Consider the following 25,489-nt stretch of genomic DNA (forward strand, 5'->3'; position numbering starts at 1 on the left):
CCGCGGCGGAAGGGCCTCGCGCGGGTCCGCGACCTCAGGTCCTGACGGTGAGCAGGGTCGTGCCCGTCCTGGTGACCACCTCGAAGCGGTCGATCTCCGCCAGCGGCGTCGCGCTGCCGCCGTGCATGTAGAGCGGGGCCGGCGAGCCCGGCACGCCGTAACCCGGCGCCGGCACCGACCATCCGGTCATCACCCGCCGCTCGCCCGACTTGCCCACCGACACCAGCTCGCACTCCAGCGGCCCCTTCACCCCCGACAGCTTGAGCGCGGCGTGCGTGCCCCAGCCCTTCGACTCCACCACCAGCCCGCCCGACACCCCGCCGACGCCCTTGCCCGCGATCGGCGTGCCGTCGGCGTAGAACTGCTCGGCCGGGCCCATGTGGTCGGCGCGTCCCGCCATCGCCTGCGGCGGGTCGCCGCCGCCGGTGAGCTGCGTGCCGACGGTCAGCCCGCCGGCCACCAGGGCGACCGCCGCGGCCATCCCGAGCAGGAACGTCCCCCTGCGGGCCCGCCGGTCGGCCGCCTTCTTGCGCAGGAGCAGGTCGACCACGCCGGCCTGCCCCTCACGAGGAGGGCCGGCGTCCTCCAGGGGGCCGATGCCGTGCAGCACGCTCGCGACCCCCGCCAGGTCCGACAGCTCGAAGCGGCAGGAGGGGCAGGTGCGCAGGTGGGACTCGAAGGCCAGCCGGTCGTCCTCCTCCAGCAGGCCGAGGGCGTAGGCGCCCACGTCGGTGTGCTCGACTTGCGAGGTCACGCCGTCACCCCCCGCTCCTCCAGCGCGACCCGCAGCGCGCGGACCGCGTAGTAGACCCGCGACTTCACGGTGCCCACCGGGATGCCGAGCGCGGCGGCGGCGTCGTTGACCGACCGGTCCCGCAGGATCGTCTCGTTCAGGATCTCGCGGTGCGCCGGTGACAACGCCTTCAGCGCCTCCGACACGACCACCTGGCGCAGCAGCCCCTCCAGCTCGTCCGGCACCGGCACGCTGTCCAGCGCCCCGTCGCCCGATTCCGGCGGGCGCGCCTCCCTGCGCCGCCGGTCGTCGATCACGATGCGTCTGGCCACCGTGGCGAGCCAGGGCATGAGCGAGACCGAGTCGGGGTCCAGCCGCTCCGCGCTGCGCCAGGCCCGGATCATCGTCTCCTGCACCACGTCTTCCGCCCACTGCCGGTCGCCCGCCGTCAGCCGTACCACGAAGGCCAGCAGCGGCCGGTGGTACTCCCGGTAGAGCGCGGACACGACCACCTCGTCGTCCGGTCGCACCCGCCGCATCAGATGGCGTAGGCGCGGCTTGCCCACCGGGGCCGTCCCCTCGGCCGAGGGCGGGGGATACGTGCTGATCCGCATCATTCCCCTTTCTCGCGTCCGTCGGGAGGGAGTACGCTCGGCCGCCCTGGCGGGGTTCAACGGATCGCCGAACATAATGCGATTGCATCTGCCGGGACAGGGTGGTTAGAGTCGCCTTCGTAACCGATCGAGGAGGTGAGGGCTATGCGGGTCGTTCTGTTCCGCCTGTCGTCCGTCTACCTCCGGGCCCTCGTCTGAGCTGCCCGTTTCCTTCTCGATCAAAGGTTTCACCGTCTTGTCTTATGACCTTTCCCTGCTCGGCTGGACCGATCTGCGTGCCGCCGAGCTCCCTGCTGACACCGTCCCGGCGCGGGTGGCCCGCGTCGACCGCGGCGCCGCCGAGGTGATCGCCGCCGACGGTCAGCACCACGTCCGCTACGGCGCCCGCGTGCGCCGTTCCTCCGCCGACGACCCGGTGGCCCTGCCGTGCGTCGGCGACTGGGTCGCGCTCAGACGGCTGCCCGAAGGCCGGTACGAGCTCGACCAGGTGCTCTCCAGGACCACCGCGTTCATCCGGGGCGGCGTGAGCCGCCACTCGACCGGCGGCCTGTCCGGCGACGGCCAGGGCCAGGTGCTCGCGGCCAACGTCGACGTCGTCTTCGTGGCCGAGCCGTCCATGCACTCGACCGACTTCGCCGACCTCGGCCGCATCGAGCGCCTGGTGGCGCTGGCCTGGGAGTCCGGCGGCACGCCCGTCGTGCTGGTGACCAAGTCCGACCTGTTCGAGGCGGGCCTCGACGAGCTGATGGCCGACGTGCGCGCCGCCGCGCCGGGCGTCGACGTGCACGCCGTCTCCTCGGTGCTGGGGGAGGGGGTCTCGCTGGCCGCCAGCTACCTGCACGGCTCCCGTACGGCGGTCGTGCTCGGGCCTTCCGGCGCGGGCAAGTCCACCCTGGTCAACGCGCTGGCCGAGACCGGCGTGATGGACACCCAGCAAGTGCGCGCGGCCGACGGGCGCGGGCGGCACACCACCGTCCACCGGGAGCTGATCCCGCTGCCCGGCGGCGGCCTGATCATCGACACCCCGGGCATCCGCCGGATCGGCCTCTACGACATCGGCGAGGGCGTCGACCTCGTCTTCGCCGACATCGAGCAGCTGGCCGAGCGGTGCCGCTTCGCCGACTGCGGGCACGTGAGCGAGCCGGGCTGCGCCGTCCTGGACGCCATGGAGAACGGCGAGCTGCCCGAACGCCGGCTGCAGAGCTGGCGCAAGCTGCAGCGCGAGGCCGCGTGGATGGCGTCCCGCACGGATGCGCGGCTGCGCAAGGAGCAGCAGAACAAGTGGAAGATCATCCACAAGGAGATGCGCCGCTCCAGCCGCTACCGCCCCTGACCGTCCCCGGCCGGTTTTCTCGCCTTCCTCCTGGCCGGTGCGGGAGGGAGGCGAGTAGAGCCGGTCGTGCGGGTATGCACAGGTCATGCAGGTGTTCGCGGATCGGGCCGAGGCCGGGGCGTTGCTGGCCGAGCGGCTGCCGGAGGTGCGCGACCCCGTCGTGCTGGCGTTGCCGCGCGGCGGGGTCGCCGTGGCCGTGCCGGTCGTCCGCCGGCTCGGCGGCGAGCTGCACGTGCTCGTCACCCGGAAGATCGGCTACCCGCCCGCTCCCGAGCTGGGCGTGGGGGCGATCGCCGAGGGCGGCGAGCCGGTGTTCGACCTGACGATGCTCGACCGGCTGGGCCTGACGCCCGAGGACCTGGCCGACGTGGTCGAGCGGGAGCGGCACGAGCTGGCCAGGCGGGTGCGGGTCTACCGGGGCGACCGGCCGCTGCCGCCGCTGGCCGGACGTGAGGTGATCGTCGTGGACGACGGCCTGGCCACGGGCGGGACGGCACGGGCCGCCCTGCGCGCGGTGGCCCAGGCCCGCCCCGCCAGGGTGACGCTGGCCGTGCCGGTCGGCGCCGCGGAGACCGTCGAGATGATGCGTGCGGAGGCCGACGAGGTGGTGGTGCTGCTGACCCCGGTCGACTTCAGGGCGGTCGGCCAGTGGTACGAGCACTTCGACCAGCTCACCGACGACGACGTGCTCGACCTCCTGGAGCGGCGGTGACCTTCACCGGACGGCGCCGCTCGTACGGGTGTCTATGCGGACAGGACCGCCCAGACCAGCTTCCGCGAGCCGCCGGGGGCGAACCAGCCCCACGCGCTGCAGAGCGCGTCGACCAGCCGAAGCCCGCGCCCGAACTCGGCGAACACGTCGGCCGGCGCCGCCACCGGGACGGTCTGGCTGTGGTCGGTCACCACGCAGGCCAGCTCGGGCCGGCGGAAGAGCAGCCGGAGCTGCACGGCTCCGCCGCCGTGCCGCATCGCGTTCGTGACCAGCTCGGAGACCACCAGTTGCACGTCGTAGGCCAGGTCCGCGGCGGCCCACGAGGTGAGCGTCTGGTCCACGAACCGCCGGGCCGTCGCGACGCAGGCCGGCTCGAACGCGGTGCGCTCGTGGAAGGGGAACACCGCGTCGCACTCTCCGGCGCGCCCGTCCACCAGAATGGTGGCGAGCCACCCTGGTGGCCCGGAACCGATGGCGGCTTGCGGCCGAGCGTCGAAAGTCGTCATTCTGGCCCCCGAAGCGCGGTCTGGTGATCCAGTGCCCATCTTTACGGGGTGTGGGTAGTGATGCAAGACTTTTCGTGTTTTACCGATGCGAATACCATCTGCACGTGCAGATGATCTAGGAGCGGTCGAGTGAGCGCACAGAGCGCGGAGGGAAAGCTTCTCAGCTACACGCCGGGAAGCCCGACGGTGCTGCGGATCCTGCTGGGTACGCAACTGCGCAGGCTCCGTACCGAGAAGGGTATCTCCCGGGAGGATGCCGGATACTCCATTCGCGCATCTCATGCGAAGATCAGCCGACTTGAGCTCGGTCAGGTCAGTTTCAAGCAGCGGGACGTCGCCGACCTGCTCACCCTCTACGGCGTCACCGCCCCGGACGACCGTGAGCCGCTGCTCGCCCTGGCCCGGCAGGCCAACGCGCCGGGCTGGTGGCACAAGTACGGCGACCTGCTGCCCGGCTGGTTCGAGGTCTACATCGGGCTGGAGGGGGCCGCCTCGGCCATCCGCACGTTCGAGAACCAGTTCGTCCCCGGCCTGCTGCAGACGCCCGCGTACGCCAAGGCCGTGATCCGGCTCGGCAACGAGAAGGCGCTCGACCCCGAGCTCGACCGCCGCGTCACCCTGCGCACCACCCGGCAGAAGCGCCTGGAGAGCGGGCTCAAGCTGTGGGCCGTGATCGACGAGGCCGTCCTGCGGCGGGGGCTCGGCGGGCCCGGCGTCATGCAGGAGCAGATCCGCCACCTGCTCGACGCCACGGAGGAGCGCAACGTCACCGTCCAGGTGATGCCGTTCGAGAGCGGCGGGCACGCGGCGGCCGGCGGTTCGTTCAGCATCCTGCGCTTCCCTGAGCGCGAACTGCCCGACGTGGTCTACATGGAGCAGCTCACCAGCGCCCTCTATCTGGACAAGCCAGCCGACTCCGACCACTACATGGAGGTCATGGACCGGCTGAGCATCCAGGCCCTGGAGCCGAAGCAGACACGGCGCTTTCTGGAACAGCTCATTTCCGGATGAGCTGCTGAAACTCCTGTGATCCACTCCATAGTCGGATTTTTGGTCATCCGGTATATGGAGTCTGTCGTGCTGTCGTAGGGTCAGCGCAAACGCGGATGCACGTGCATCCGTAAGATCGCTAGGAGCTTCCCCCATGCACGAGTTCCGGAACGGAACGCCCGCCGGTCACCTCCCCGTCGTGTGGCGCAAGAGCAGGCGAAGCAATCCCAACGGCAACTGCGTCGAGGTCGCGGGCCTGCCCACGGGTGAGATCGCCATGCGCAACTCCCGGTTCCCCGACGGCCCCGCGCTGGTCTACACGCAGGCCGAGATCAGCGCGTTCGTCCTGGGGGCCAAGGACGGCGAGTTCGACGACCTGATCGTCTGAGCACCCGGTCTGATCCCCCGTCTGATCCTCCGTCTGATCAGCGGGGTTCGTTGTACCAGCGCCACCGGGTCTGACGCGGCCGTCCGGGCAGCTCGCCGCGGCCGGTCGCCCACAGCAGCGTGGCCCAGGGGGCGGTGTCCACGGGGGCGTCGGGGAACAGGCGGGCCAGCACCCGCGAGCACAGGCCGGCGGGCGGCTCCCAGGCCAGCCCCAGCCCCTCGGACACGTCGTGCATATGCACGAGCGTTTCCACCAGGCCCATCGCGGCGGTCGCCGACGCGTCCGCCATGCCGAAGACGTGATGACCGCGCGCCTGCGGCGGCGCGGCGCGGACCATGGCCGACAGCAGCGCGCCGCAGGCCTGGAGCACCTGCAGCAGCCCGGTGGGCCCGGCCGCGCGGTCGGCGTGGATGGTGTTGTTGGGGCCGCCGGGCCTGCGCCGCTCCAGCGCGAACGGCACGTACGTGTCCAGCGGCGGCACGTTGAGCCCGAGCTGGGCGGCGTAGGCGAACAGGTCGTCGGCGAGGTGCTCGACGGTCTCCCAGCAGGTCCACTCCAGTGAGCCCGCCTTCGCCTCCCACGCCTGCGGCGGCGCGTCCCGCAGCGTGTCGACGGCGAGGGCGACGGCCTGGTCGAGGTCGTCCGCGGTCACGAGCGCTGAATCCGGCATGCAGGGCACCTTATCGCCGTCCGCTTCGTGCGCCCGCGTGTAGGGTCGTCACGATCCGCACGTCCGGACGGGAGCCGTACCGCATGACCGACCCCGAAGACCTCACCGCGCGCGCCCGCATCAGGGAGGCGGCGCTGCTGCACTTCGGCGAGCACGGCTTCGAGGGGGCCACGACCCGCGCCATCGCCGGGACCGCCGGGGTGTCCCCGGGGCTGCTGCGCCACCATTACGGCTCCAAGCAGGCGTTGCGCGAGGCGTGCGACGAACACCTGATCAGGCTCGTCCGGCGGATCGACGACGACGTCCGCGCCGGCGCCGTGCCCGCCGGGCGCAACCCCGTGGCCGCGGCGCTCGACGCGCTGGCGCCCTACCGGCTGTACGTGGCGCGGGCGCTGGCCGAGGGCTGGGCCGCGCCGCTGTTCGACGGCATCGCCGAGCTGAGCGAGCGGTGGCTGGCGGAGCTCGACGAGACCCGCACCGACGAGCCGTTCGCCGGGCGCAGGGCGCGCGCGACCGTGTCCACGGCCATGTCGCTGTCGGTCGGCGTGCTGCACAAGCACGTCTCCCGCGGCCTCGGCGTGGACGTGTTCAGCCCCGAGGGCGCCCACCTGCTCGCGCTCACCCTGCTCGACCTCTACTCCCACCCCCTGCTGACCCCGGAGGCGGCGGCGGAGCTCCGCGACGCCCTCGGCAAGCCCCCCGGAAGCGGATGATCTAGCCCAGAGGGGCTCGTTCCGGTACGTGCCCGCTCAGGACAGGAAGTCGGTCAGCGTCGGCAGCAGCGCCTCCGGCCGGCCGAGCACGCCGTGGTCCTCGCCGGGCAGCACCACGTGCCGGGCGCCCGGCACGGCGTCGGCGACGGCCCGCACGGCGTCCAGCATCCACTTCGGGGACTGGTCGCCGCCGATCGCCAGGGTGGGCACGGTGATGCCGGACAGCCGCTCGACCGGCAGTGACTGCCCCGGACCGCACACGGCGGCGTCGTAGGCGAGCGTGTGCGCCAGGCTGGTGAACCAGCCCCACACGGGCTCCGACCGCATGCCCGCCACCACCTCGGCGGGCACGTCGGCGCCCTCGGTCAGGAACAGCGCCACGGCCTCGTCGCGGCGATCGCCCTCGACGAGGGCGCGCAGCCGCTCGGCGAAGTCGCCGCCGGGCGCGGTGCGCGCGCCGTCCACGACGTACGGCGGCTCGTAGACGGCCAGGCGGGCGATCGGCAGCCCGTACGCGGCGGCCTCCAGCGCCAGGATGGCGCCGGAGGAGTGGCCGAAGACGCTCGCCGAGCCGCCCGCGTGCTCGATCAGCGCGGCGAGGTCCTCGATCTCGCGCTCGACGGCGTAGGCGGGCGCGTCGCCGCTGCCGCCCCGGCCGCGGCGGTCGTGGGCGATCGCGCGGAAGCCGGGGGCGAGCGCGGCGGCGAGGGCGGCGACGGTGGTGCGGTCGTTGAAGGCGCCGCCCACCAGGATCACCGGGTGGCCCTCGCCGCTGCTCTCGAACGCGATGCGGGTGCCGTCGGCCGAGGTGACGGTCTGAACCGTGGACTGCATGTCGAACTCCTTCTGCGGGCTCTTGTCAGCAGGAGGTCGGAGCCGTCCCACGCTTCTCTACATGCTTCTACCGGAAAATTCGCGGATCGGCCTGAAGGCCGCGCGAGAGCCGGACGGTGATGAACTCGTTGTCGTCGGGACGGCCCGGCGTACGGCCGCTGGAGAAGGGGAAGTTGTTGTCGTCCAGCAGGCCCAGGGTGCGGTCGTCGAGGACGACGACGTCCTCGATGGTCTGGAACGGGAACCGGAACGTGCCGGGCGTGCCGCCGAGGCCGCGCGGGTCGGCCAGGTCGAGCAGGTCGGCCACCTGCGTCTTGTCCAGGGCGCCGTCGTGGTCGCGGTCGCGCGTGTCGGCCAGGTAGACGCGCTTGACCTTGGCCGCGTCGCCCTGGAGGTTGTCCCGCTCGATGATCAGGAAGCGGTTCGCGTCCACGGCGACGGCGTCGCCGATGGAGTGCGCGGGGTCCTCCAGCCGGTACGTCCACGTGCGCCCGGTGTACGCGCGCTTGCGCAGGTCGAACTCGTTCATCCGCAAAGTGCCCGCCGGGTCGCCGTTCACCGTGCCTTCGAGCAGCGGGTAGAGCCGGCGGCCGTCCACCGACCTGGCCATGCCCTCGAAGCCCTTGGAGCTGGCCAGATTGGGCTGGGCGCCGTTCAGCCAGGGGTTCTCGGGGGCCTTGACGCCGGGCAGCTCGATCGGGGCGTCGAGCAGCCGGCCCTTGCGGTCGAAGTGCAGCAGGAACGGGCCGAACTCGTCGCCGATCCAGTAGGTGCCGTCCGTCGCGCGCACGATCGACTCGACGTCGAAGTCGGAGCCCGTCAGCGTACGGTCCTGGCGGGTCAGGGCGAACGGGACGAGTCCCCGCAGGTCGGTCAGGTTGAAGCCGCCGAGCACCTCGACCGTTTTGGCGGCGAAGTCCGGCTTGACGCGGTGCACGCGCAGGAGGAAGTCGGCGCTGTTGGCCTTGTTGCCGAAGCCGTTGTCGGACAGCACGTCGAAGGTGCCGTCGTGGCGGCGGGCGATGCCGCTGAAGCCCTGCACGGGCTGGCCGGGGAAGGGCGGGGTGACCGCCGTTGACCGGCGCGGCGCCGAGGAGGGAGCCCGACGGCTCGCTGCCGGGCACGTAGGTCTGCGCGGGCAGCGCGGCGAAGCCGGTCAGCGTGGCGCGGCCGAACGCGGCGGGTCCGCGGTCCCCGGGCCGGGCGGGGTCGGCCATGGCGGCGGTGGCCGGGGCGGCGAGGGCGAGCGCCAGGGCCGCCACGCACGTCAGGGTGGTGATGCGTCTCATGGCGGGCACGCTAGAGGCAGCACATGACGGCATTCCGAACATGAGACGACCTTCATGGACGCTCATGGATTAATCGGACATCATTGCCGGTCCGCCCGAGCCCGGTGACCTGCGCACATTCCCGGACGAAAGGCGCGCACGACGGGAAACGCGACCGGCCACCCCTGCCCTGGGTCGGGCGGGGGTGGCCGGGCGATGCTTGGTGCGGGATGACGATCTCGGGCCTGATCAGGCAGTTGCCCCGACCGGGTTCGCCAGAGCCTGGACATGGAAGGCCAGGCTCCGGTTCATCGGGACAACTGAGTGATCACGCGATGATCGTTGATGCTGCCGAGGTGTGTCAGGCGGCGGAGATGCCGGCGCTGGCGGCGCGGCGCATGCGACGGCGACGCTCGCTGGCGCGCTCGTCCTCGTTGAGACCGCCCCACGTGCCGTACTTCTCCGGCCGGGACAGCGCGTAGTCTAGGCACTCGTTGCGGACAGGGCACCCGGCGCAGATCGCCTTGGCCTTCCGCTCACGTACGTCACGCTCGGGCTGCCGCTCCCCGTCGGGGCCGAAGAAGAGCACGAGATCCTCACCCCGGCACGCGGCATCATCCTGCCAACCCCAGCTGGGGCGCGGGCGGGCGAGCTGCCGACGTACCTGAGACATGAGAAAACCACCTTCGTGAGAGGTATTTCGGTAATTGAGCCGCATTGGACGCTTTTGGCGTCACTGTTCCAACGCAAGGACGGGCCGTGATGTTCCCTAGTCAGGCGAGGGCGGGCGTGGCGTACCGCACAGGCGTGAGCCTGTCCAGCGAAACCAGCCGGTAGGTGGTGATCGTCTCGGCGCAAGCCGTACCACACGGCGCTGTGAACGCCGATGGCTCAACCACAACCTGGAACCGGACGTCTCCGCAGCGCACGACTGCTTCGGTGACGTCACCGTCCGACCTGGAGGATTCCACGGCCACTGCGCCGACGGAGCACTCTCCCGTATGGGCTCGGGCAAAATGCTCGACGGCTTGCAATGGCTCAGGGATGCCTGCGCGCCCCCGGAGACGGTCGAGAATGATCTCGCCCGACCGGTACGCGTTAGCCGCTGCCAGTGCAGCAGCCTGAGACATGCTGCCGTAGAAAATTCCGTGTGGCAAGCACACGAGGTTGGCGGCGTAGCGATCGCCGCCAACGTGTGACGTTTCCCACACTCTGTCCGGCAAAGATTCGGCCAGCGACCGAGCGAGGGGTAGTCCAATGCGGGCGCAGCACGCATTGCGCTTGGCGTGCGTGCAGACCAGAAATACCGGCTCGTCTTCAAGTATGCAGGACTCCGGGAGCACTCCGGCCACGAAGGCGTCCAGGTCAAGATCGTCCGGACCTGCGACGACACCGCCGGCCAACCAGGGGCGGTCGCCCGCCGCGTAGGCCAATAGCACACGGATCCCCTGGTCCCGCTGGCGGGTTCGCTTGCCCGGCCGCCTGATGAGCTGGGGCCTGATACCGCGTTCGAGCGCTCTGCGCACGAGTTCGGAGATTTCTTCAGGAAGTTGCAAGCTTTCCAGGTGGGACGGCCACGGGCCGGCGTACTCGACGAGCAGCCACAGCCTGGCTCCCACGGTGGCGCTGGCCAGGGTGGGCATGGCTCCCGTGTGGCAGCCCGCCGGATGCTCGCATCCCCTCGCCAACGCCTCCCCCTTCCCGAAGAATTAGGTAAGGATAACCTAACGCATCCGGCGGGTTCGGGGCCGGGGTCACCCGGTCCCGAGCACGTCGCGTGTCGCGGGCAGCGCGCGGTCGCGGTCGGCGGCGACCAGGCCGATCCTGGTCCTGCGGTCCAGCAGGTCGGCCTCGTCGAGCGCGCCCTCGTGCCGGACCGACCAGAGCAGGTCGCCCTTGGTCAGGCCGAGCCCGACCTCCTCGGGGTGGTCCTTGACCAGCTCGTACGCCGCCGCGGCCTCGCTGCCGTACCGCTCGGCCAGCCGGGGCGGCACGCCGTCCGGCTGCGGGCCCGCGCCGACCAGGGGGAGGTGCTTCGTCCGGCTCGGTCCGGCGCTGAGGTCTTTGAGGGAGACGGCCCGGCCGATGGCGTCCTCGGCCATTCGTCGGTATGTGGTGAGTTTGCCCCCGACGACCGTGACCACGCCGCCGTCCGACAGCACCGCGTGCCGGCGCGAGAGGTCCGCCGTGCGGCCGTCCGCGGCCAGGAGCGGCCTCAGGCCCGCGTACGCGCCCGCGACCGCCTCAGGGGTCACCGGAGCCTCCAGAATGCCGTTGAGCACCTCCAGGAGCGCCGTGACGTCCTCGGCGGGCACCTCGGGGACGTCGGGCACCGGCCCGTCCAGCGGCTCGTCGGTCAGTCCGACGTAGACGCGGCCGTCGCCCTGGGGGAGTACGAGCGCGAATCGGTTGCTCTCTCCGGGAATGGGCACGTGCATGCCGGCGATCAGCCCCGGCAGCGTCCCGGCGTCGAGCACGAGATGGCTGCCCCGGGACGGCCGCAGCCGCACCGCCGGGTCGAGCTGCCCGGCCCACACACCCGTCGCGTTGACCACCGCTCTGGCCCGGATGGTGAACCGCTCGCCGGTCAGCTCGTCGCGCATCTCGGCGCCCTCGTCCGTGAGCCGCAGGGCGCGGCAGCGGGTCAGGACGCGGGCGCCGTGCCCGGCGGCGGTCCTGGCCAGCGCCACGACCAGGCGGGCGTCGTCGAGCAGCCGGCCGTCCCACGACAGCAGGCCGCCGCGCAGGCCGTCGCGCGCCAGCACCGGCGCGAGCGTGTGGGCGCGCGCCGCGCCGAGCCGCGTGGGGCCGGGCAGCAGGCGGCGCGGCGTGCGCGCGGCGGTCCGCAGCCCGTCGCCGAGCCGGTAGCCGGTCATCACCAGGGCGGCCTGCCGCGGGGAGACCGCCGGCGTCAGCGGCAGCAGGTACGGATGGGCCTTGACCAGGTGCGGAGCCGTCGTCCTGAGCAGGATGCCGCGCTCGACCGCGCTCTCGTAGGCCACGTCCACCTGCCCCTTGGCCAGGTAGCGCAGCCCGCCGTGGACCATCTTGGAGCTCCACCTCGACGTGCCGAAGGCCAGGTCGTGCGCGTCGACCGCCGCTACGCTCAACCCGCGGGAGGCGGCGTCGAGGGCCGCGCCGGCTCCCGTCGCGCCGAGCCCCACCACCAGCACGTCCAGCCGCCCGTCGGCGACCACGCCCAGTTCGTACGTCCTTCTGCGGGCGTTCAGCGAGCTATCCAAGGTAGGCCTCCAGCAGGGCGGCGAGTTCGGCGTCCAGGTCGTCGAGCGTCACGGGGTCGAGCATCGTGGGGGCCGACAGCAGGAACGACTGGGCGACCAGCAGCACGGCCCGCGCCCTGGCCGGCCCGCCGACGGCCGGCTCCAGCAGGGCCAGCACCGCCTCGTGGCTGGCCCCCCGCCGGTCCAGCAGGTACGGCAGCAGCAGCTCGGGGTCCGCCTCCACGATCTTGCGCCAGAGCGGGTGCCCGCGCAGCCCCCGTACGCCCGCCACGATCGCGGGCACCGGATCGGACAGGTCGAGTCGCGACACGACCGCGACCCACTCCCGCGTCATCAGGTCGGCGACCAGCGAGCGCACGTCCGGCCAGCGGCGGTAGATCGTCATCCGCGACACGCCCGCCCGCCTGGCCACGTCCGTGAGCGTGGTCCTGCGCACGCCGTAGGCCAGCACGCACGCGCGGGCCGCGTCCAGCACACCCTCATTGTGACGGTTCGACGTCATGTGTCACAGTGTATGCGTGACCGGTGAACCCATGCTCTGGTGTGGCTGGGGCGACCCCGCCAAGGCCCGCGAGCTGCCCGAACAGATCCGCAAGCTGCTGCACGACCTGCTCGGCGTGCGCGCGCCCGAGACCCCGGCCGCCGCCATCGAGGAGGTCCGGCTGCCGCCGGTCGCGCTGCCCGAGCCGGTGCTGGCCGCGCTCGCGGCCGTCACCGGGCCCGCGCACGTGCTGACCTCCCACGAGGCCAGGCTGCGGCACACGCGCGGCAAGTCCACGCCCGACCTGCTGCGGATGCGCGCGGGAGACGGCTCCGACGCCCCCGACGCGGTCGTGCTGCCCGGCTCGCACGAGGAGGTGGAGGAGCTGCTGCGGCTGTGCGCGGCCGAGCGGGTCGCGGTCGTGCCGTTCGGCGGCGGCACCTCCGTCGTCGGCGGGCTCGTGGCCGCGCGGGCCGGCTTCACCGGCGTGATCGCGCTCGACCTGGGCCGGCTCGACCGGCTGCGCTCGGTCGACGCCGAGTCGATGGTGGCCGACTTCGAGCCGGGCGTGCGCGCCCCCGAGGCCGAGCGGCTGCTCGCCGAGCACGGCCTCACGCTGGGGCACTTCCCCCAGTCCTTCGAGTACGCCACGCTCGGCGGCTTCGCCGCGGCCCGCTCCAGCGGCCAGGCCTCGGCCGGGTACGGGCGCTTCGACGACATGGTCGTCGGCCTCACCCTGGCGACGCCGTCCGGGACGCTGGAGCTGGGCCGCGCGCCCAAGTCCGCGGCCGGGCCCGACCTGCGCCAGCTCGTCCTGGGCTCGGAGGGGGCGTTCGGCGTCATCACGTCGCTGCGCCTGCGGGTGCGCAGGCGGCCGGCCGAGCGCCGTTATGAGGGCTGGCGGTTCGAGTCGTTCCGAGCGGGGACGGCCGCCGTGCGGGCCCTCGCCCAGGAAGGCCCGCTTCCCACCGTGCTGCGGCTCTCCGACGAGACCGAGACCATGATCGGGCTGGCCCGGCCGGACGCGATCGGCGGCGGCGGTTCCGGCTGCCTGGTGATCCTCGGCGTCGAGGGCGACTGGATCGGCCACCGGCACGCCGCGGCCGCCGCGGTCCTGGCCCGGCACGGCGGCGAGCCGCTCGGGCCCGAGCCCGGCCAGGCGTGGGAGCACGGCCGCTTCTCCGCGCCGTACCTGCGCGACTCGCTGCTCGGCGCGGGCGCCACCGTGGAGACCCTGGAGACGGCCGGGTTCTGGTCGAACCTGCCGCGCCTGTACGACGCCGTCCGGCTGGCCCTGCTCGGCGCGCTCGGCTCGCCGCTGGTCATGTGCCACGTCTCGCACGTGTACGAGACCGGCGCCTCGCTGTACTTCACCGTCGTGACCCCGCAGCAGGGCGACCCGGTCGAGCAGTGGGAGCGGGCCAAGGAGGCGGTGAACACGGCGATCGTCGAGGCCGGCGGGACGATCTCGCACCACCACGGGGTGGGCCGCGACCACCGGGACGCCTACGGCGCGGAGCTGGGCCCGCTGGGCGTGGGCGTGCTCCAGGCCGTCAAGGACCGGCTGGACCCGGCGGGGATCCTCAACCCGGGGGTGCTGGTCCCTCAGTCGCCGCCGGGGATCTGATCGGCCTCCGCCAGCGTCTCGGCGGCGTCGCTGTAGCGGTGGAGGGCCTCGTACGCCTCGGCCAGCCGGTAGAGGGAGACCGCGAGGTGGCCGCCGTCCAGCCCGCGGCTGAGCGCCACCGCCTCCTGCGCCATGGGCAGCGCCTCGGTGGCGCGGGAGCGGTCGAGCAGCATCCTGGCCGTGGTGCGCAGGCAGTGGGCCAGCAGGCCGGTGTGCTCGGCGGGGGAGCGGGCGGTCAACGCCCGGCTCTGGGCGACGGCCTCGAGCGCCCGGTCGACGCCCCGGCCGCCCCGGCGGGGGAGGGTGAGGGCGTAGGCGAGTAACGCCTGCACGGCCGCCGCGTCGGGACTGCCCATCCGGGTCGCGTCGTCCGGGCCGTTCCGGTTCATGGGAGCCCACCTCCGCGTCCCAAGGGCTTGCTTGGGGACGTGAGGTTACACCATGCCGCACCATCTGTGTTTCCGGGAGTACGGAGCGTGGAGTGTGCGCGAATGGTGGATGCCGGTAAAGATGTGGTCATGGTGGAAGTCGCGGCCGAGCGCGGGAAGCAGCATTCGTCACGGGTGTCGAAGGCGGGGGCCGGCTGGGCCTGCGCCGAACCGGGGACGTTCGCCCAGCTCAGACCGGACAAGGGTGGATTCACCTGGCTGAATTTAGGCACGCTCTGGTTGTCCAGGAACGAGATCCTGGCGACCTTGTTCGGTGATCCTTCGGGGGAGGTGCGGAAACGGTGGATCGCGGCTCAGGAAGCCCGCGGGATAGATCCGGAATTTCGCATCAAGCCCGGCGTCGGGGGAAATTTCAATTTCCTGATTCTGGGCGACACCGGCGAGGGCGACGCCTCCCAGTACGCCGTCGTCCCCGGGATGCTGAAGCTCGGGCAGGACACCTCGTTCGCGGTCATCGCCAGCGACGTCATCTACCCGACGGGGTCGGGCAACGAGTACGGGAACAAGTTCTTCCGCCCGTACAAGGACTACCAGGCGCCGATCTACGCGATCCCCGGCAACCACGACTGGTACGACGGGCTCGGCGGCTTCATGCGGGTCTTCTGCGACGCCCCGCCGCTCAAGCCGACGCCGGACCGCGGGCTGCGCGGGCTGCTGTGGCGCAAGCCGGAGACGATCGACGAGGGCAGGCTGGCCGAGGCGCGCGAGCTCCGGGGACGGCCGGCCCAGCAGGCCGCGCAGCCGGCGCCGTACTGGGCGATCGAGAGCGACAGCCTGCTGGTCGTGGGCGTGGACACCGGCATCAAGAACGTGATCGACAAGGCCCAGACGGCCTGGCTGCGCCGCGTCTCGCTCGACCCGCGGCCGAAGATCCTGGTGACCGGGAAGCCCATCTACACCGGCAACGTGCACAAGCCGTCACCGCTGGAGGAAGGCGGCACGATCGATGACATCGTGCGCGACCCGGCCCACCGGTACGTCGCGGCCATCGGCGGAGACGTGCACAACTACCAGCGCTATCCGGTCAAGGTGGGCGACCGGGTGATCCAGTACATCGTGACGGGCGGCGGCGGCGCCTTCATGCACGCCACCCACATCATCGGCAGGGTGGACGTCGCCGGCGTGGCCGAGGACGACTTCAAGTGCTACCCGCTGCGCGGCGACTCGCTGTCCTTCTACAGCCAGCTCTACGCCCGCCGCCTGCGGATGAAGTGGCTCTGCCTCACCCCCGACGAGGCGGTGTGCATCATGTCCAGCCAGATCGGCAACCGGCCGGCCCGGCCGGTCGAGGGCGCGGTCACGGTGACCCGGCGGATGCGCTGGGCGGCGCGGCTGCTCGGGGCCTGGCCGTGGCCGTTCAGGCTGCCGGTGGACAAGGTGTTCCACCGCTTCCTGTCGGAGCTGTCCGACTGGGACCAGCCGCCGTTCTTCAAGCAGTTCCTGCACGCGTCGGTCACGCCCGACCGGCTGACCCTGCGCTGTTTCGCCGCCACCGGCTGCCTGGAGCAGGAGCTCCGGCCGCCGCTGGAGGACGAGGTGCACATCGATTTGTCGTAGCCGTTTGGCACCCTTATGTGCGTGTATGTCGTGGTAGCGGGGGAGACAGTGCTCCCCGTCGGAGGAACGCCCCGGCGCGCGGCCGACCCGGCGTCCGCGGTGCGGGAGCTGGAGTCCGGGGGCGGGCCGCGGTGGGTCTGGGCCGACACCCGGGAGACGTACCCTCAGCTGCTGGAGCGGGGCGTGCGGGTCGCGCGCTGCCACGACCTCGCGCTCACCGAGGGGTTGCTGCTCGCCCACGAGGGCCGCTACGGCGAGCCGCGCTCGGCGCGGGCCGCCCACGCCCGGCTGCACGGCCTGCCGGTGCCCGACGACCAGCCGAGCGTGCCCGGCACGTTGTTCGCGCCGGAGCCGCTGGGGGCCGAGGCGGTGGCCGAGGTGCTGGCCGACCAGCTCCGCCGGATCGAGGCGCTGCCCGAGCCCGGCCGCTTCCGGCTGCTGGTCGCCGCCGAGTCCGCGGGCGCGCTGGTCGCGGCCGAGATGTCGCACGAGGGCATGCCCTGGCGCCTGGACGTGCACGACGCGCTGCTCACCGACCTGCTCGGCCCGCGGCCCGTGCACGGCATGCGCCCGGCCAAGCTGCAGGCGCTGGCCGACGAGGTGGCGGCGGCCTTCGGGCGGCCGGTCAACCCCGACTCGGTGCAGCAGCTGGTCAAGGCGTTCAAGGGGGCGGGGGTGGCGCTGAAGACGACCCGGTCGTGGGAGCTGAAGAAGATCGACCATCCCGCCGTCGCGCCGCTGCTGGCCTACAAGGAGCTGGCCCGGCTCTACAGCTTCCACGGCTGGGTGTGGGCCGACCAGTGGGTGCGCGGCGGGCGCTTCCGCCCCGAGTACGTCGTCGGCGGCGTGGTGTCCGGCCGGTGGGCGACCAGCGGCGGCGGCGCGCTGCAGATCCCCAAGGTGATGCGCCGGGTCGTGGTGGCCGACGCGGGATGGACGCTGGTCGTCGCCGACGCGGCCCAGCTGGAGCCGAGGGTGCTGGCCGCGATGGCCGGCGACGGCGGGCTGGCCAGGGCGGCGGGGGAGATCGACCTGTACTCGGCGCTGGCCCAGTCGTTCGGCGGCGAGCGCGGGAATGCCAAGATCGCCATGCTGTCCGCCATGTACGGCGGCACCAGCGGCGACGCCTCCAAGCTGCTGGCCGTCATGCGCCAGCGCTTCCCCAAGGCGTACCAGTTCGTGGAGGACGCGGCCAAGGCCGGGGAGGAGGGGCGGCTGGTGCGGTCGTGGCTCGGGCGGACCAGCCCGCCGCCGTCCGGGCGGTGGAAGGAGCTGGTGTCCGGCCCGGAGGGCGGCCGGGCGGCCCGCGACCGGGGCAGGTTCACCAGGAACTTCGTGGTGCAGGGCACGGCCGCCGAATGGGCCCTGGCGCTGCTGGCGGTGCTGCGCGGGCTGCTGCCCGAGCCCGCCAGGCTGGTGTTCTTCCAGCACGACGAGGTCATGGTGCACTGCCCGCTGGAGCAGGCCGAGGAGGTCACCGCGGCGGTGACGGCGGCGGCCGCGGAGGCGAGCAGGCTGCTGTTCGGCTCGACCCCGGTGCGCTTCCCCATGGAGACGGTGGCCGTCGGGTGCTACGCCGACGCCAAGTGACCGTTCAGGCCGGTCTGTCGCGGTACCGGGCCGAGACCAGCCAGAGCCCGGCCAGCGTGACCATGACGCCGACGACCAGGCCGAGCACGCCGTAGGACAGGATGCCCACGATGGCGCCCGCGATGATCGTCCCGGTGGCGCCGCAGACGTTCATCAGCAGGTCGGACAGGCCCTGCACGGCGGGCCGGCGGTCGATCGGCACCGACTCGGTGACCAGCGCCGACCCGGCGACCAGCCCGCACGACCAGCCGAGCCCGAGCACGACCAGGGCCGTCGTCACCTGCCACACCCGGTGCCCCGCGGTGCCCGCCAGGACGGCCGCGGCCAGCAGCAGCACCGAACCGAGCACCAAAACCGGCACCTTGCCCGCCCGGTCGGCCAGCCAGCCGACGACCGGCGAGAACATGTACATGCCGGCGATGTGCAGGCTGATCACCAGGCCGATGACGTTCAGGTTCGAGCCGTCGTGGTGGAGCTTCACGGGCGTCATCGACATGATCGAGACCATCGCGGTGTGGGCCACCGCGATCATGACGAGCGCGCGGCGGGCCATGGGGGTCTCGCGCAGCGTGCGCAGGCCCGTCCTGATCGTGCGGTGGCGGCCGGGGCCGGGCTCGGGGGCGCCGTCCAGCGCGCGGGCCAGCTTGAGCGGGTCCGGGCGCAGGCCGCCGATGATGATCACGAGCGCCACGGCGAACGCCAGCGCCGCGAACGCGAACGGCCCCGCCTTGGCCGCCAGCCCGGCCTCGATCCCGATCCGGTCGGCGGGCTCGGCCAGGTTGGGCCCGGCGACCGAGCCGACGGTCGAGGCCCACACCACCAGCGACAGATGCCGGGCCGAGTGGCCCTTGGGCGACAGGTCGGTGGCCGAGTAGCGGGCCGCCAGGCTGCCCGCGCTGCCGCCGCCGACCAGCACCAGCCCGGCCAGCAGCAGCGGCCAGTTGCCCAGGCTGATCGCGGCCACCGAGAGCGCGCAGCCCGCCAGCGCCGCCAGGTAGGTCAGCGACAGGCCCACCCGGCGGCCCCCCAGGCTCGACAGCCGCGCGGTCGGCAGCGCGAGCAGCGCCGCCCCGAGCACGGTCGCGGTTCCGGCGAACCCGCTGATCACGGTCGAGCCGGACAGCTCGTCCACGACCACCGAGCTGAGCGCCAGGCCGACGGCCACCCCGACGCCGCCGACGATCTGCGCGGCGGACAGGACGACCAGGGTTCGGCGCTGGACGCTGACGAGGTCAGGCAGGGAGACGGGGGGTTTCGTGGGGGCGCTGGTCACCTGTGAAGTCTCGCATAGCCCCCGACATCCCCCCAAAGAGGACAGGCATCCATTTCTATTGGGAAAGGTGCCCTTTTCAGAGGATGGTGACGGAATCCCCCACGGTGATCGTGCCGGGGGCGTCCGGGATCAGGTTGATGCCGAACCAGACCTTGCCGTCCCACTTGCGGTGGCGGGACAGCGTCCTGATGGGCTCCTTGCCCTTGGTGTACGTCGCGGTGTCGATCGTGGTCAGCACGCAGCGGTCGCAGCCCTTGGTCACCCGGAAGGCGACCGTGCCGATGCGCAGCCGCTTCCACTCGTCCTCGGCGAACGGCCGCTCCACGCCGTCGATCACCACGCTGGGCCGGAAGCGGTGCATGGGCAGCGGCTCGGGGACCTCCTCGCCGCGTTCGGCCGCCGTCTCGGCGATCCAGTCGTTGAGCCGGCCGAGTGAGGCGGTCGTGGTCAGCAGCAGGGGGTAGCCGTCGGCCAGGCTCACCCGGTCGCCGGGCAGGCCGTACTCCGGGTTGACGGGACGCCGGGCCGGGTCGTCGAGCCAGGCCAGCCGCGCCGGGCGGCCGATCAGGTCCGACAGCCAGCGTGCCGCGTCGTCGCCGCAGTCGGTGAGCTCGACGGGCGTGCGCCAGACGTCCACGGTGGTCATGGCGGAAGTCGGGGTGACCCGCAGCGGGGGCGCGTGCGGGCCGGTCAGGGTGAGGGTGTCGCCGTCGAGCTGGGCCACGCAGGCCAGCAGCCTGGGGTGCTCGCGGGCGGTCAGCATGCCGCCCTGGCCGTCGGTCACCAGGTAACGCCGGTCGCCGGCCAGCCCCCACGGCTGCACTTCGGCCTCATGGACGTCGTGCCCGGCGGTGGACTTGACGGGATAGAAGTGGATGCTCGCCAGTTCCATGGGCAGGACCGTACCTCACGCCCTCGGGACGGCTTCGGCCCGGTGGGCCGCGGCGACCGGCTCCCGGCCCGGACGGGCCGACAGGGCCACCACGCCCAGCGCCGCCGCGCCGAGCACGGCGCCGATCCAGCCGACGGACGGGTATCCGGCGCCCGCCCCGATCGCCAGCCCGCCGAGCCACGGGCCGACGGTGATGCCGACGTTGAAGGCGCAGACGTTCATCGCGGCGGCCATCGTGGGGGCGTCCTTGGCCAGGGTGAAGACGCGGGTGTTCAGCGTCGGGTTGGTGGCGAAGCCGAACCCGCCGAGCAGCAGGACCAGCGGCACGGCCAGCACCGCGACCGGCGCGGCCAGAGCCAGCAGGACCGAGGTCACGACCAGCCCGGCGATGCCCGCGTACAGGGTCGCGAAGGGGCGCGTGTCGGCGGTGCGCCCGCCGATCGTGATGCCGATCACCGCGCCGACGCCGTACAGCGCCAGGACGGCGGGCACCCAGGCGGCCCGCAGGCCGGTCGTGTCCACGAGCATCGCGCTCAGGTAGCTGAAGGAGACCAGCAGGCCGCCGGTCGCCAGGGCGGTGGTGGCGAAGGCGAGCCACAGGCGCGGGCTCAGCATCGAGCGCAGCTGCTCGGCGACGCCCGGCGCGGCCTCCCGCTCGGGACGGCCGCCGGGGATCGTGGCCAGCACGCCCAGGGCCGCCAGCGCCGACAGTGCGGCCACGGCCCAGAACGCGGCGCGCCAGCCGAGGTGCTGGCCGATGACCGTGCCGAGGGACAGCCCGACGACGGTGGCCACGGTCAGCCCGCCCGCCACGATGCTCATCGCCTTCCCCCGGGCGTTCGGCGGCACCAGGCCGACCGCCGTGGACGCCGCGACCGCCCAGAACCCGGCGTAGACGAAGGCGCCCGCCACGCGGGTGGCGAACAGCAGGCCGTAGCTGGTGGTCAGGGCCCCGGCGACGTGGGTCAGCGCGAAGACCGCCATGAACGTCAGCAGCGCCGTCCGGCGCGGCCAGCGCATCGTCACGACGGCCAGCACCGGCGCCCCCACCAGCATCCCGATCGCGAACGCCGAGATCAGCAGCCCCGCGTCGGGGACGGACACGCCGAGGTCGGCTGCCATCTCCGGCAGCAGTCCGGCCAGCATGAGCTCCGAGGTGCCCTGGGCGAAGATCGCCAGCCCCAGGATGAACACCGCCAACGGCATGAGAACTCCTTCAATTTTAGAACGCTCAGTACAAAATTCGGGCACGAAAATAGATGGAGGCGCAGGAAAGGTCAGAAAGCGGTCAGCGCCGTCGTCGCGATGGATTCGAGCACCGCCCGGCCCGCCCCGCCCCGGGCCGCGACGCGCAGGCCGCTGACCGTGGCCACGACGAAGTGCGCGAGCGCCAGCGCGTCCTTGTCCGCGCCGATCTCGCCGAGGGCCTGCCCGCGCTCGATCGCGCCGCGCATCGCCTCCACCCGCCGCTCGCCGTCGCGGCGCAGCAGGACGGCGATCTCCGGGTCGTGCGGAGCCAGCTCCACCAGGGCGTTGACCACCAGGCAGCCGGCCGGGTCGCCGGCCTCGGGGTCGACCGCCTGCCACAGCACGGTCCTGATCTTCTCCACGGCGGGCCGGTCGGAGGCCATGAGCTCGATCAGCGCGGACGTGCGCTGCTCCTGGTAGCGGCGCAGGGCCCGCTCGTAGAGGTCGCGCTTGTTCGCGAAGGTGTTGTAGATGCTGCTGCGGCCGAGACCGGTGGCCTCGCACAGGTCCTGGGTCGAGGTGCCTTCGTAGCCCGCGTCCCAGAACGCGCGCATGGCGGCCTCGACGGCGCGGTCCTCCTCGAACGTCCGTGGTCGTGCCATGACGAGCACGCTAGCACGTTTTGGAATGATCAGTGCAATATGGGTCAGGTGGTCTGGCGGAAGGTGTCCAGGAACGTCTTGCGGACCTCGGCCTGGTCGTCCCACTTCAGCTCGGGCATGTCGAACGAGATCGTGAAGGCGGTCTTGTCGTCGAGCGTGACGTACCGGGTCAGGGCGTGCATCGGGACGCCCTCTTTGGAGGTGTAGGTGTACTCCCAGTCGGCGGCCTTCCAGCCGCGGTAGTCGGTGGCCTGGAGCTGCACCTGGATGTAGCCCTCCACGCCGCCGTCGGCCTCGCGCCGGCTCAGCTCGGCGAGCCCGTCCGCCTGCGGGGCGGCCTGCTCGACGACGATCCGGGTGCCGGAGTCCTTGGGGCCGGTGAAGGTGGCCGCGTCCCCCGAGGCGGCCAGCTTCCAGCCGTCCGGGACCGCCGCCGCGAAGCCGGGCGGGGTGTGCTCCTTGTAGCCGTCGGGCACCGGCGACGGCCCGGTCCTGCGCGGCGCCTGGCTGGTGGCGGCGGTCGACTGCGTGCCGGGCGAGACCTGCGGCGGGCCGCCGGACAGGATAACCACGATCGCGCCGATCACCACGGCCACGCCCGCGACCGCACCGGCGATCAGCAACGGCGTGGGCCGGCCGCCGCGCATCCAGGGGCCGTCGCCCTCCTGGACCCTGCGGCGGCTGGTGCCCGCCCGCGAAGAACCGCCGCGCGAGGGGCCGCTGCGCGCCGGCCCGGTCCGGGTGGAGCCGGTGCGCGAGGAACCGGTCCGGGTGGCGCCGGTGCCCGACGGGCCGGAGCGCGACCCGGCGCCGGAGCCGGGCAGGGTCGCCAGGCGGCTGTGGCTGATGTCGTGCGACAGGTCACGCGAGTGCTCGCGCAGTTCGTCGGCCGAGGCCAGCGGCCACGGGGCCGGGACGGCGGCCGCCCTGCTGTCCGTCGTCAGCGGCAGGATCGGCTGCGGCGCGGGCGGGACGGGCGCGCCGAGGTCGTCGAGGTCGTCGAGGTCCGCGGCGGGCGGTTCCATCCGGTGCGGGCCGGACGGGCCGCCGAAGGCGTCGAAGCCGCCGGCCGGGGACGGCAGCCGGTCGGTGCGATGGCTGCCCGACGGGCTCGACAGGCCGTCGTAGGGCGGCATCGCGTACCCGCCCGCCGGGCCGGCCAGCGGGTCGTACGGCACCCGCACCGGCCCCGAAGGGGTCTCCACGATGCGCGAGGGCATCGGCCCGGACGGGTGCTCCAGCGGCGGCAACATCCCCAGCGGCGTCGGGTCCGACTCGGCCGGCAGCGTCTCGGGCGGGCGCGGACGGGCCGAGCCGTGGGCGCGCAGCACCGCTTCCAGCAGGTCGGCGACCTGCTCCGCGGTGAGCCGCTCGGCCGGGTTCTTGCGCAGCAGGCCCTCGATCACCGGCAGCAGCGCCCCGGCCCGCTGCGGCCTGATCGGCTCCTGGGTGAGCACCGCGCCCAGCACCGCGATCGCGTCCGGCCCTTCGTACGGCGGCCGCCCCTCCACGGCCGCGTACAGGGTCGCGCCGAAGGACCACAGGTCGGCGGCCTGCCCGATCGGCTGCCCGGACAGCCGCTCCGGCGGCACGTACGCGGGCGAGCCCATGAGCAGCCCGGTCTGCGTGATCGTCACGTCGCCCTCGATGGCGGCGATGCCGAAGTCGGTCAGCACCACGCGGTCGGAGGTCAGCAGCACGTTGCCCGGCTTGATGTCGCGGTGCAGGATGCCGGCCGCGTGCGCGTGCCGGAGCGCGTCGAGCACGCGGATGCCGATCTCGGCGGCCTGGATCACCGGCAGCGGGCCGCTCTGCCGCACGGCCTGCTCCAGCGACCAGGCGCGGACCAGCTCCATCACGATCCACGGCCGGCCGTCCTCCTCGACGACGTCGTGGACGGTGACGATGCCCGGATGCGTCAGCCGGGCCGCCGACCTGGCCTCGCGCAGCATGCGCCGGTGGGCCATCTGCTTGCCCGCCTGATCCAGCCCGTACGGCAGGATCAGCTCCTTGACCGCGACGTCCCGGTCGAGCAGCACGTCGTGGGCGTGCCACACCATGCCCATGCCGCCCCGGCCGACCGGCGACATCAACCGGTAACGCCTGCCGACCAGACGCCCCTGGCTCTGCGGGTCACCCCCCGGCGCACCCTGGTCCGGGCCGGGCCCGCCGAGCAAGCGGTCGGCTGCCATCTTGCCGCCCCCATTCAGCCTCATCCGTCACATCAGAGCGTGACCGCTTCGTGCGGTGGATCGCCGTACGCGCCACCGTGCGCCATGCGCTACTTGCAGATTATGAGGTTCGCCACGATATCGGCGGAAAATCGGTAATGGAAGGCGAAGACCCTTTACAGCCGCTCTGACCTGCAGATATACGGCTTTTCAAACTGATCACTTACTCAGCGGCGAGTGCGATCAACGCGCTGGTGAACGCCTGTGCGGGCGGCTCCACCAGCCCCGCGCCGACCTGGCCGGTGCCCGCCACGCGCCCCGCGATGCCGGTGTTGACGACCGGCAGAATGCCCGTCCTGGCGACGAGCGTCACGTCGATGCCGACGGGCGTGCCGCGGAATCCGAGCCCGGGAATCTGGTACGCGGGATGCTCGGCGAGCGTGATCTCGTACATCGAGCGGGTGGCCCGGACCGCGTCGGCCACCTCGCCGCCGACGAAGCGCACGATCGCGGGCGCGGCGGCCATCGCGAAGCCGCCCAGCCCCGAGGTCTCGGTGATCGTGGAGTCGCCGATGTCGGGATTGGCGTCCTGGGGGCCGTACGCGCCGAGGTAGAGGCCGTCCGGCACCCCGGCCGGGCCGGTGAACCAGCGTCCGCCCAGCCCGGAGACCTGCACGCCGAAGTCGGTGCCGTTCCTGGCCATGGCCACGACCAGCGAGGAGCCGGGGATGTCGCGGGCGGCGTCCGTGCTCACCTTGCCCGCGGCCATGCCCGCGTTGAGGAAGAAGTGGTCGTTGCCGTTGACGAAGCGCAGCACCTGCGCCGCCTGCGCGGGCGCGGCCTCCACCAGGGCCGGGGCCAGCTCGCGCAGCAGCAGCGAGGTGGCCGCGCGGTTGCGGTTGTGCAGCTCGTCGCCCATCTGCAGGGCCTGCGCGATCAGCGAGCGCAGGTCGATCGGGCCGGTACGGGCCAGCGTCGCGGCGAGGACCGGGCCGAGCACCTCGTCCATCCAGCGCAGCCGGTCGAGCACCTCGGGGCCGTACGCGCCGTACCTGAGCACCTTGCCCAGGCCCTCGTTGAGCGAGCAGTAGGCGGTGCCGCCGTGCTCCTCGTCGCGTACCTCCAGCAGCCACATCGACGGGCTCACCACGCCCGCCATCGGGCCCACCGTGGCGTGCTCGTGGCAGGGCCGCAGCGCGACCGCGCCCGCCGCCAGCCCGGCCTCGGCCTCCCGCTCGTCGCCCGCCAGGCCCTCCAGCAACATCGCGCCGATCAGCGCGCCGCGCATCGGGCCCGAGGCGCGGTCCCACTCGATCGGCGGCCCGGCGTGCAGGAACGTCCCCGCGGGCAGCACCTCGGCGGCCCGCCGCAGCCCCACCAGGTACGGCCGCGCGCTGGTCAGCCTGCGCACGGCCAGCTCGTTGGCGGCCGTCCTGCGCGGGTCGGCCAGCACCTTGGCCAGGGCGTCGGCGGTGCCGGGCAGCGGCGGCCGCCAGGCCACCGGCGTCGTCGGCACGGCCTGGGCCGCCAGCGCCTCGTCGAGCAGCCCCGCGCCGACGGTGATCACCCGCGGCGGCCCCGACAACAGGCTCACGA

Annotated in this window: 25 protein-coding genes; 8 read left to right on the top strand and 17 right to left on the bottom strand. The window is 72.8% G+C overall.

What is annotated here, in order from left to right; all coding sequences use genetic code 11:
* Positions 1-34 precede the first annotated feature (34 nt).
* Together ACWEJ6_RS10670 and ACWEJ6_RS10675 are read right to left on the bottom strand one after the other, a co-directional pair.
* Entirely contained in the window at positions 35-754 is a 720-nt protein-coding gene (locus ACWEJ6_RS10670) for an anti-sigma factor family protein (protein ID WP_387664123.1), read from the bottom strand.
* Positions 751-1,347: a sigma-70 family RNA polymerase sigma factor gene (locus ACWEJ6_RS10675; protein ID WP_452423084.1), complete on the bottom strand. Its 597-nt coding sequence runs from the start codon at positions 1,345-1,347 to the stop codon at positions 751-753. The genes ACWEJ6_RS10670 and ACWEJ6_RS10675 overlap by 4 nt, the downstream gene beginning before the upstream one ends.
* Before the next feature lie 235 nt (positions 1,348-1,582).
* On the opposite strand from ACWEJ6_RS10675, the gene rsgA reads away from it, so the two are divergent.
* Together rsgA and ACWEJ6_RS10685 are read left to right on the top strand one after the other, a co-directional pair.
* Positions 1,583-2,680 carry a ribosome small subunit-dependent GTPase A gene (gene rsgA / locus ACWEJ6_RS10680; protein ID WP_452422918.1) on the top strand — a complete coding sequence of 366 codons (1,098 nt, stop codon included), beginning with the start codon at positions 1,583-1,585 and terminating at the stop codon, positions 2,678-2,680.
* Positions 2,681-2,765: 85 nt separating this feature from the next.
* Positions 2,766-3,392, top strand: a complete 627-nt coding sequence (locus ACWEJ6_RS10685; protein ID WP_452422920.1) for a phosphoribosyltransferase — start codon at positions 2,766-2,768, stop codon at positions 3,390-3,392.
* Positions 3,393-3,424: 32 nt separating this feature from the next.
* Here the strand turns inward: ACWEJ6_RS10685 and ACWEJ6_RS10690 are convergent, their stop codons facing one another.
* Complete coding sequence (locus ACWEJ6_RS10690; protein ID WP_452422922.1) at positions 3,425-3,898, bottom strand: ATP-binding protein; 474 nt, start codon at positions 3,896-3,898, stop codon at positions 3,425-3,427.
* A 129-nt stretch (positions 3,899-4,027) separates the two neighbouring features.
* On the opposite strand from ACWEJ6_RS10690, the gene ACWEJ6_RS10695 reads away from it, so the two are divergent.
* Both ACWEJ6_RS10695 and ACWEJ6_RS10700 read left to right on the top strand, forming a co-directional pair.
* Positions 4,028-4,909, top strand: coding sequence for a helix-turn-helix domain-containing protein (locus tag ACWEJ6_RS10695; RefSeq protein ID WP_452422924.1), 882 nt, complete (start codon positions 4,028-4,030; stop codon positions 4,907-4,909).
* Between the two features lie 133 nt (positions 4,910-5,042).
* A complete protein-coding gene (locus ACWEJ6_RS10700; protein WP_352327185.1) occupies positions 5,043-5,276 on the top strand; it encodes a DUF397 domain-containing protein in 234 nt (77 codons plus the stop codon).
* Between the two features lie 37 nt (positions 5,277-5,313).
* Here the strand turns inward: ACWEJ6_RS10700 and ACWEJ6_RS10705 are convergent, their stop codons facing one another.
* Entirely contained in the window at positions 5,314-5,946 is a 633-nt protein-coding gene (locus ACWEJ6_RS10705; protein ID WP_452422926.1) for a maleylpyruvate isomerase N-terminal domain-containing protein, read from the bottom strand.
* An 83-nt stretch (positions 5,947-6,029) separates the two neighbouring features.
* Here ACWEJ6_RS10705 and ACWEJ6_RS10710 point away from each other — a divergent pair, with 83 nt between their 5' ends.
* Positions 6,030-6,659 (top strand): TetR/AcrR family transcriptional regulator, encoded by a 630-nt coding sequence (locus ACWEJ6_RS10710; RefSeq protein WP_452422928.1) that lies wholly within the window; start codon positions 6,030-6,032, stop codon positions 6,657-6,659.
* Between the two features lie 36 nt (positions 6,660-6,695).
* Here ACWEJ6_RS10710 and ACWEJ6_RS10715 read toward each other — a convergent pair whose 3' ends face one another.
* The 6 genes from ACWEJ6_RS10715 to ACWEJ6_RS10740 all read right to left on the bottom strand — a co-directional run bounded on the left by ACWEJ6_RS10715 (position 6,696) and on the right by ACWEJ6_RS10740 (position 12,505).
* Positions 6,696-7,493, bottom strand: a complete 798-nt coding sequence (locus ACWEJ6_RS10715) for an alpha/beta fold hydrolase (RefSeq protein WP_397216512.1) — start codon at positions 7,491-7,493, stop codon at positions 6,696-6,698.
* Between the two features lie 67 nt (positions 7,494-7,560).
* Complete coding sequence (locus tag ACWEJ6_RS10720; RefSeq protein ID WP_452422930.1) at positions 7,561-8,535, bottom strand: esterase-like activity of phytase family protein; 975 nt, start codon at positions 8,533-8,535, stop codon at positions 7,561-7,563.
* Positions 8,536-9,122: 587 nt separating this feature from the next.
* Positions 9,123-9,434 carry a WhiB family transcriptional regulator gene (locus tag ACWEJ6_RS10725; RefSeq protein ID WP_125634885.1) on the bottom strand — a complete coding sequence of 104 codons (312 nt, stop codon included), beginning with the start codon at positions 9,432-9,434 and terminating at the stop codon, positions 9,123-9,125.
* A gap of 100 nt (positions 9,435-9,534) precedes the next feature.
* The gene (locus ACWEJ6_RS10730) at positions 9,535-10,404 is read right to left on the bottom strand and encodes a sucrase ferredoxin (RefSeq protein ID WP_358284847.1); all 870 of its coding nucleotides are present in this window, start codon (positions 10,402-10,404) and stop codon (positions 9,535-9,537) included.
* A gap of 111 nt (positions 10,405-10,515) precedes the next feature.
* The gene (locus ACWEJ6_RS10735; protein ID WP_452422933.1) at positions 10,516-12,003 is read right to left on the bottom strand and encodes a glycerol-3-phosphate dehydrogenase/oxidase; all 1,488 of its coding nucleotides are present in this window, start codon (positions 12,001-12,003) and stop codon (positions 10,516-10,518) included.
* Positions 11,996-12,505 (bottom strand): TetR/AcrR family transcriptional regulator, encoded by a 510-nt coding sequence (locus tag ACWEJ6_RS10740; RefSeq protein ID WP_452422935.1) that lies wholly within the window; start codon positions 12,503-12,505, stop codon positions 11,996-11,998. The genes ACWEJ6_RS10735 and ACWEJ6_RS10740 overlap by 8 nt, the downstream gene beginning before the upstream one ends.
* 31 nt (positions 12,506-12,536) lie before the next feature.
* Here ACWEJ6_RS10740 and ACWEJ6_RS10745 point away from each other — a divergent pair, with 31 nt between their 5' ends.
* A complete protein-coding gene (locus tag ACWEJ6_RS10745) occupies positions 12,537-14,111 on the top strand; it encodes an FAD-binding oxidoreductase (RefSeq protein ID WP_452423085.1) in 1,575 nt (524 codons plus the stop codon).
* Here ACWEJ6_RS10745 and ACWEJ6_RS10750 read toward each other — a convergent pair.
* The gene (locus ACWEJ6_RS10750; RefSeq protein WP_452422937.1) at positions 14,090-14,500 is read right to left on the bottom strand and encodes a tetratricopeptide repeat protein; all 411 of its coding nucleotides are present in this window, start codon (positions 14,498-14,500) and stop codon (positions 14,090-14,092) included. The two genes, ACWEJ6_RS10745 and ACWEJ6_RS10750, sit on opposite strands and share 22 nt — an antisense overlap.
* A 129-nt stretch (positions 14,501-14,629) precedes the next feature.
* Between ACWEJ6_RS10750 and ACWEJ6_RS10755 the strand changes: the two genes are divergently transcribed.
* On the top strand, positions 14,630-16,117 hold the full coding sequence (locus tag ACWEJ6_RS10755) for a metallophosphoesterase family protein (RefSeq protein ID WP_452422939.1): 1,488 nt from the start codon (positions 14,630-14,632) through the stop codon (positions 16,115-16,117).
* A 15-nt stretch (positions 16,118-16,132) separates the two neighbouring features.
* Positions 16,133-17,707, top strand: a complete 1,575-nt coding sequence (locus ACWEJ6_RS10760; RefSeq protein WP_452422941.1) for a bifunctional 3'-5' exonuclease/DNA polymerase — start codon at positions 16,133-16,135, stop codon at positions 17,705-17,707.
* Positions 17,708-17,711: 4 nt separating this feature from the next.
* Here ACWEJ6_RS10760 and ACWEJ6_RS10765 read toward each other — a convergent pair whose 3' ends face one another.
* The 6 genes from ACWEJ6_RS10765 to ACWEJ6_RS10790 all read right to left on the bottom strand — a co-directional run bounded on the left by ACWEJ6_RS10765 (position 17,712) and on the right by ACWEJ6_RS10790 (position 25,487).
* Positions 17,712-18,980, bottom strand: a complete 1,269-nt coding sequence (locus ACWEJ6_RS10765; protein WP_452422943.1) for an MFS transporter — start codon at positions 18,978-18,980, stop codon at positions 17,712-17,714.
* Between the two features lie 76 nt (positions 18,981-19,056).
* Complete coding sequence (locus ACWEJ6_RS10770; RefSeq protein WP_452422945.1) at positions 19,057-19,872, bottom strand: MOSC domain-containing protein; 816 nt, start codon at positions 19,870-19,872, stop codon at positions 19,057-19,059.
* A 15-nt stretch (positions 19,873-19,887) separates the two neighbouring features.
* The gene (locus ACWEJ6_RS10775) at positions 19,888-21,078 is read right to left on the bottom strand and encodes a Cmx/CmrA family chloramphenicol efflux MFS transporter (protein ID WP_387664156.1); all 1,191 of its coding nucleotides are present in this window, start codon (positions 21,076-21,078) and stop codon (positions 19,888-19,890) included.
* A gap of 71 nt (positions 21,079-21,149) precedes the next feature.
* Positions 21,150-21,722: a TetR/AcrR family transcriptional regulator gene (locus tag ACWEJ6_RS10780; protein ID WP_452422948.1), complete on the bottom strand. Its 573-nt coding sequence runs from the start codon at positions 21,720-21,722 to the stop codon at positions 21,150-21,152.
* A 44-nt stretch (positions 21,723-21,766) separates the two neighbouring features.
* The gene (locus ACWEJ6_RS10785; RefSeq protein ID WP_452422950.1) at positions 21,767-23,938 is read right to left on the bottom strand and encodes a protein kinase domain-containing protein; all 2,172 of its coding nucleotides are present in this window, start codon (positions 23,936-23,938) and stop codon (positions 21,767-21,769) included.
* 178 nt (positions 23,939-24,116) lie between these two features.
* Positions 24,117-25,487 (bottom strand): DUF1116 domain-containing protein, encoded by a 1,371-nt coding sequence (locus ACWEJ6_RS10790; RefSeq protein WP_452422952.1) that lies wholly within the window; start codon positions 25,485-25,487, stop codon positions 24,117-24,119.
* Positions 25,488-25,489 lie beyond the last annotated feature (2 nt).

This window comes from Nonomuraea sp. NPDC004702, assembly GCF_053601695.1.

Excerpts from the sequence above, each read along its gene's own strand:
- ACWEJ6_RS10675 (WP_452423084.1), bottom strand. The coding sequence starts at position 1,347 with ATGCGGATCAGCACGTATCCCCCGCCCTCGGCCGAGGGGACGGCCCCG.
- ACWEJ6_RS10685 (WP_452422920.1), top strand. The coding sequence starts at position 2,766 with ATGCAGGTGTTCGCGGATCGGGCCGAGGCCGGGGCGTTGCTGGCCGAG.
- ACWEJ6_RS10690 (WP_452422922.1), bottom strand. The coding sequence starts at position 3,898 with ATGACGACTTTCGACGCTCGGCCGCAAGCCGCCATCGGTTCCGGGCCA.
- ACWEJ6_RS10700 (WP_352327185.1), top strand. The coding sequence starts at position 5,043 with ATGCACGAGTTCCGGAACGGAACGCCCGCCGGTCACCTCCCCGTCGTG.
- ACWEJ6_RS10705 (WP_452422926.1), bottom strand. The coding sequence starts at position 5,946 with ATGCCGGATTCAGCGCTCGTGACCGCGGACGACCTCGACCAGGCCGTC.
- ACWEJ6_RS10710 (WP_452422928.1), top strand. The coding sequence starts at position 6,030 with ATGACCGACCCCGAAGACCTCACCGCGCGCGCCCGCATCAGGGAGGCG.
- ACWEJ6_RS10715 (WP_397216512.1), bottom strand. The coding sequence starts at position 7,493 with ATGCAGTCCACGGTTCAGACCGTCACCTCGGCCGACGGCACCCGCATC.
- ACWEJ6_RS10725 (WP_125634885.1), bottom strand. The coding sequence starts at position 9,434 with ATGTCTCAGGTACGTCGGCAGCTCGCCCGCCCGCGCCCCAGCTGGGGT.
- ACWEJ6_RS10730 (WP_358284847.1), bottom strand. The coding sequence starts at position 10,404 with ATGCCCACCCTGGCCAGCGCCACCGTGGGAGCCAGGCTGTGGCTGCTC.
- ACWEJ6_RS10740 (WP_452422935.1), bottom strand. The coding sequence starts at position 12,505 with ATGACGTCGAACCGTCACAATGAGGGTGTGCTGGACGCGGCCCGCGCG.
- ACWEJ6_RS10745 (WP_452423085.1), top strand. The coding sequence starts at position 12,537 with ATGCTCTGGTGTGGCTGGGGCGACCCCGCCAAGGCCCGCGAGCTGCCC.
- ACWEJ6_RS10750 (WP_452422937.1), bottom strand. The coding sequence starts at position 14,500 with ATGAACCGGAACGGCCCGGACGACGCGACCCGGATGGGCAGTCCCGAC.
- ACWEJ6_RS10755 (WP_452422939.1), top strand. The coding sequence starts at position 14,630 with ATGGTGGAAGTCGCGGCCGAGCGCGGGAAGCAGCATTCGTCACGGGTG.
- ACWEJ6_RS10760 (WP_452422941.1), top strand. The coding sequence starts at position 16,133 with ATGTGCGTGTATGTCGTGGTAGCGGGGGAGACAGTGCTCCCCGTCGGA.
- ACWEJ6_RS10770 (WP_452422945.1), bottom strand. The coding sequence starts at position 19,872 with ATGGAACTGGCGAGCATCCACTTCTATCCCGTCAAGTCCACCGCCGGG.
- ACWEJ6_RS10775 (WP_387664156.1), bottom strand. The coding sequence starts at position 21,078 with ATGCCGTTGGCGGTGTTCATCCTGGGGCTGGCGATCTTCGCCCAGGGC.
- ACWEJ6_RS10780 (WP_452422948.1), bottom strand. The coding sequence starts at position 21,722 with ATGGCACGACCACGGACGTTCGAGGAGGACCGCGCCGTCGAGGCCGCC.
- ACWEJ6_RS10785 (WP_452422950.1), bottom strand. The coding sequence starts at position 23,938 with ATGAGGCTGAATGGGGGCGGCAAGATGGCAGCCGACCGCTTGCTCGGC.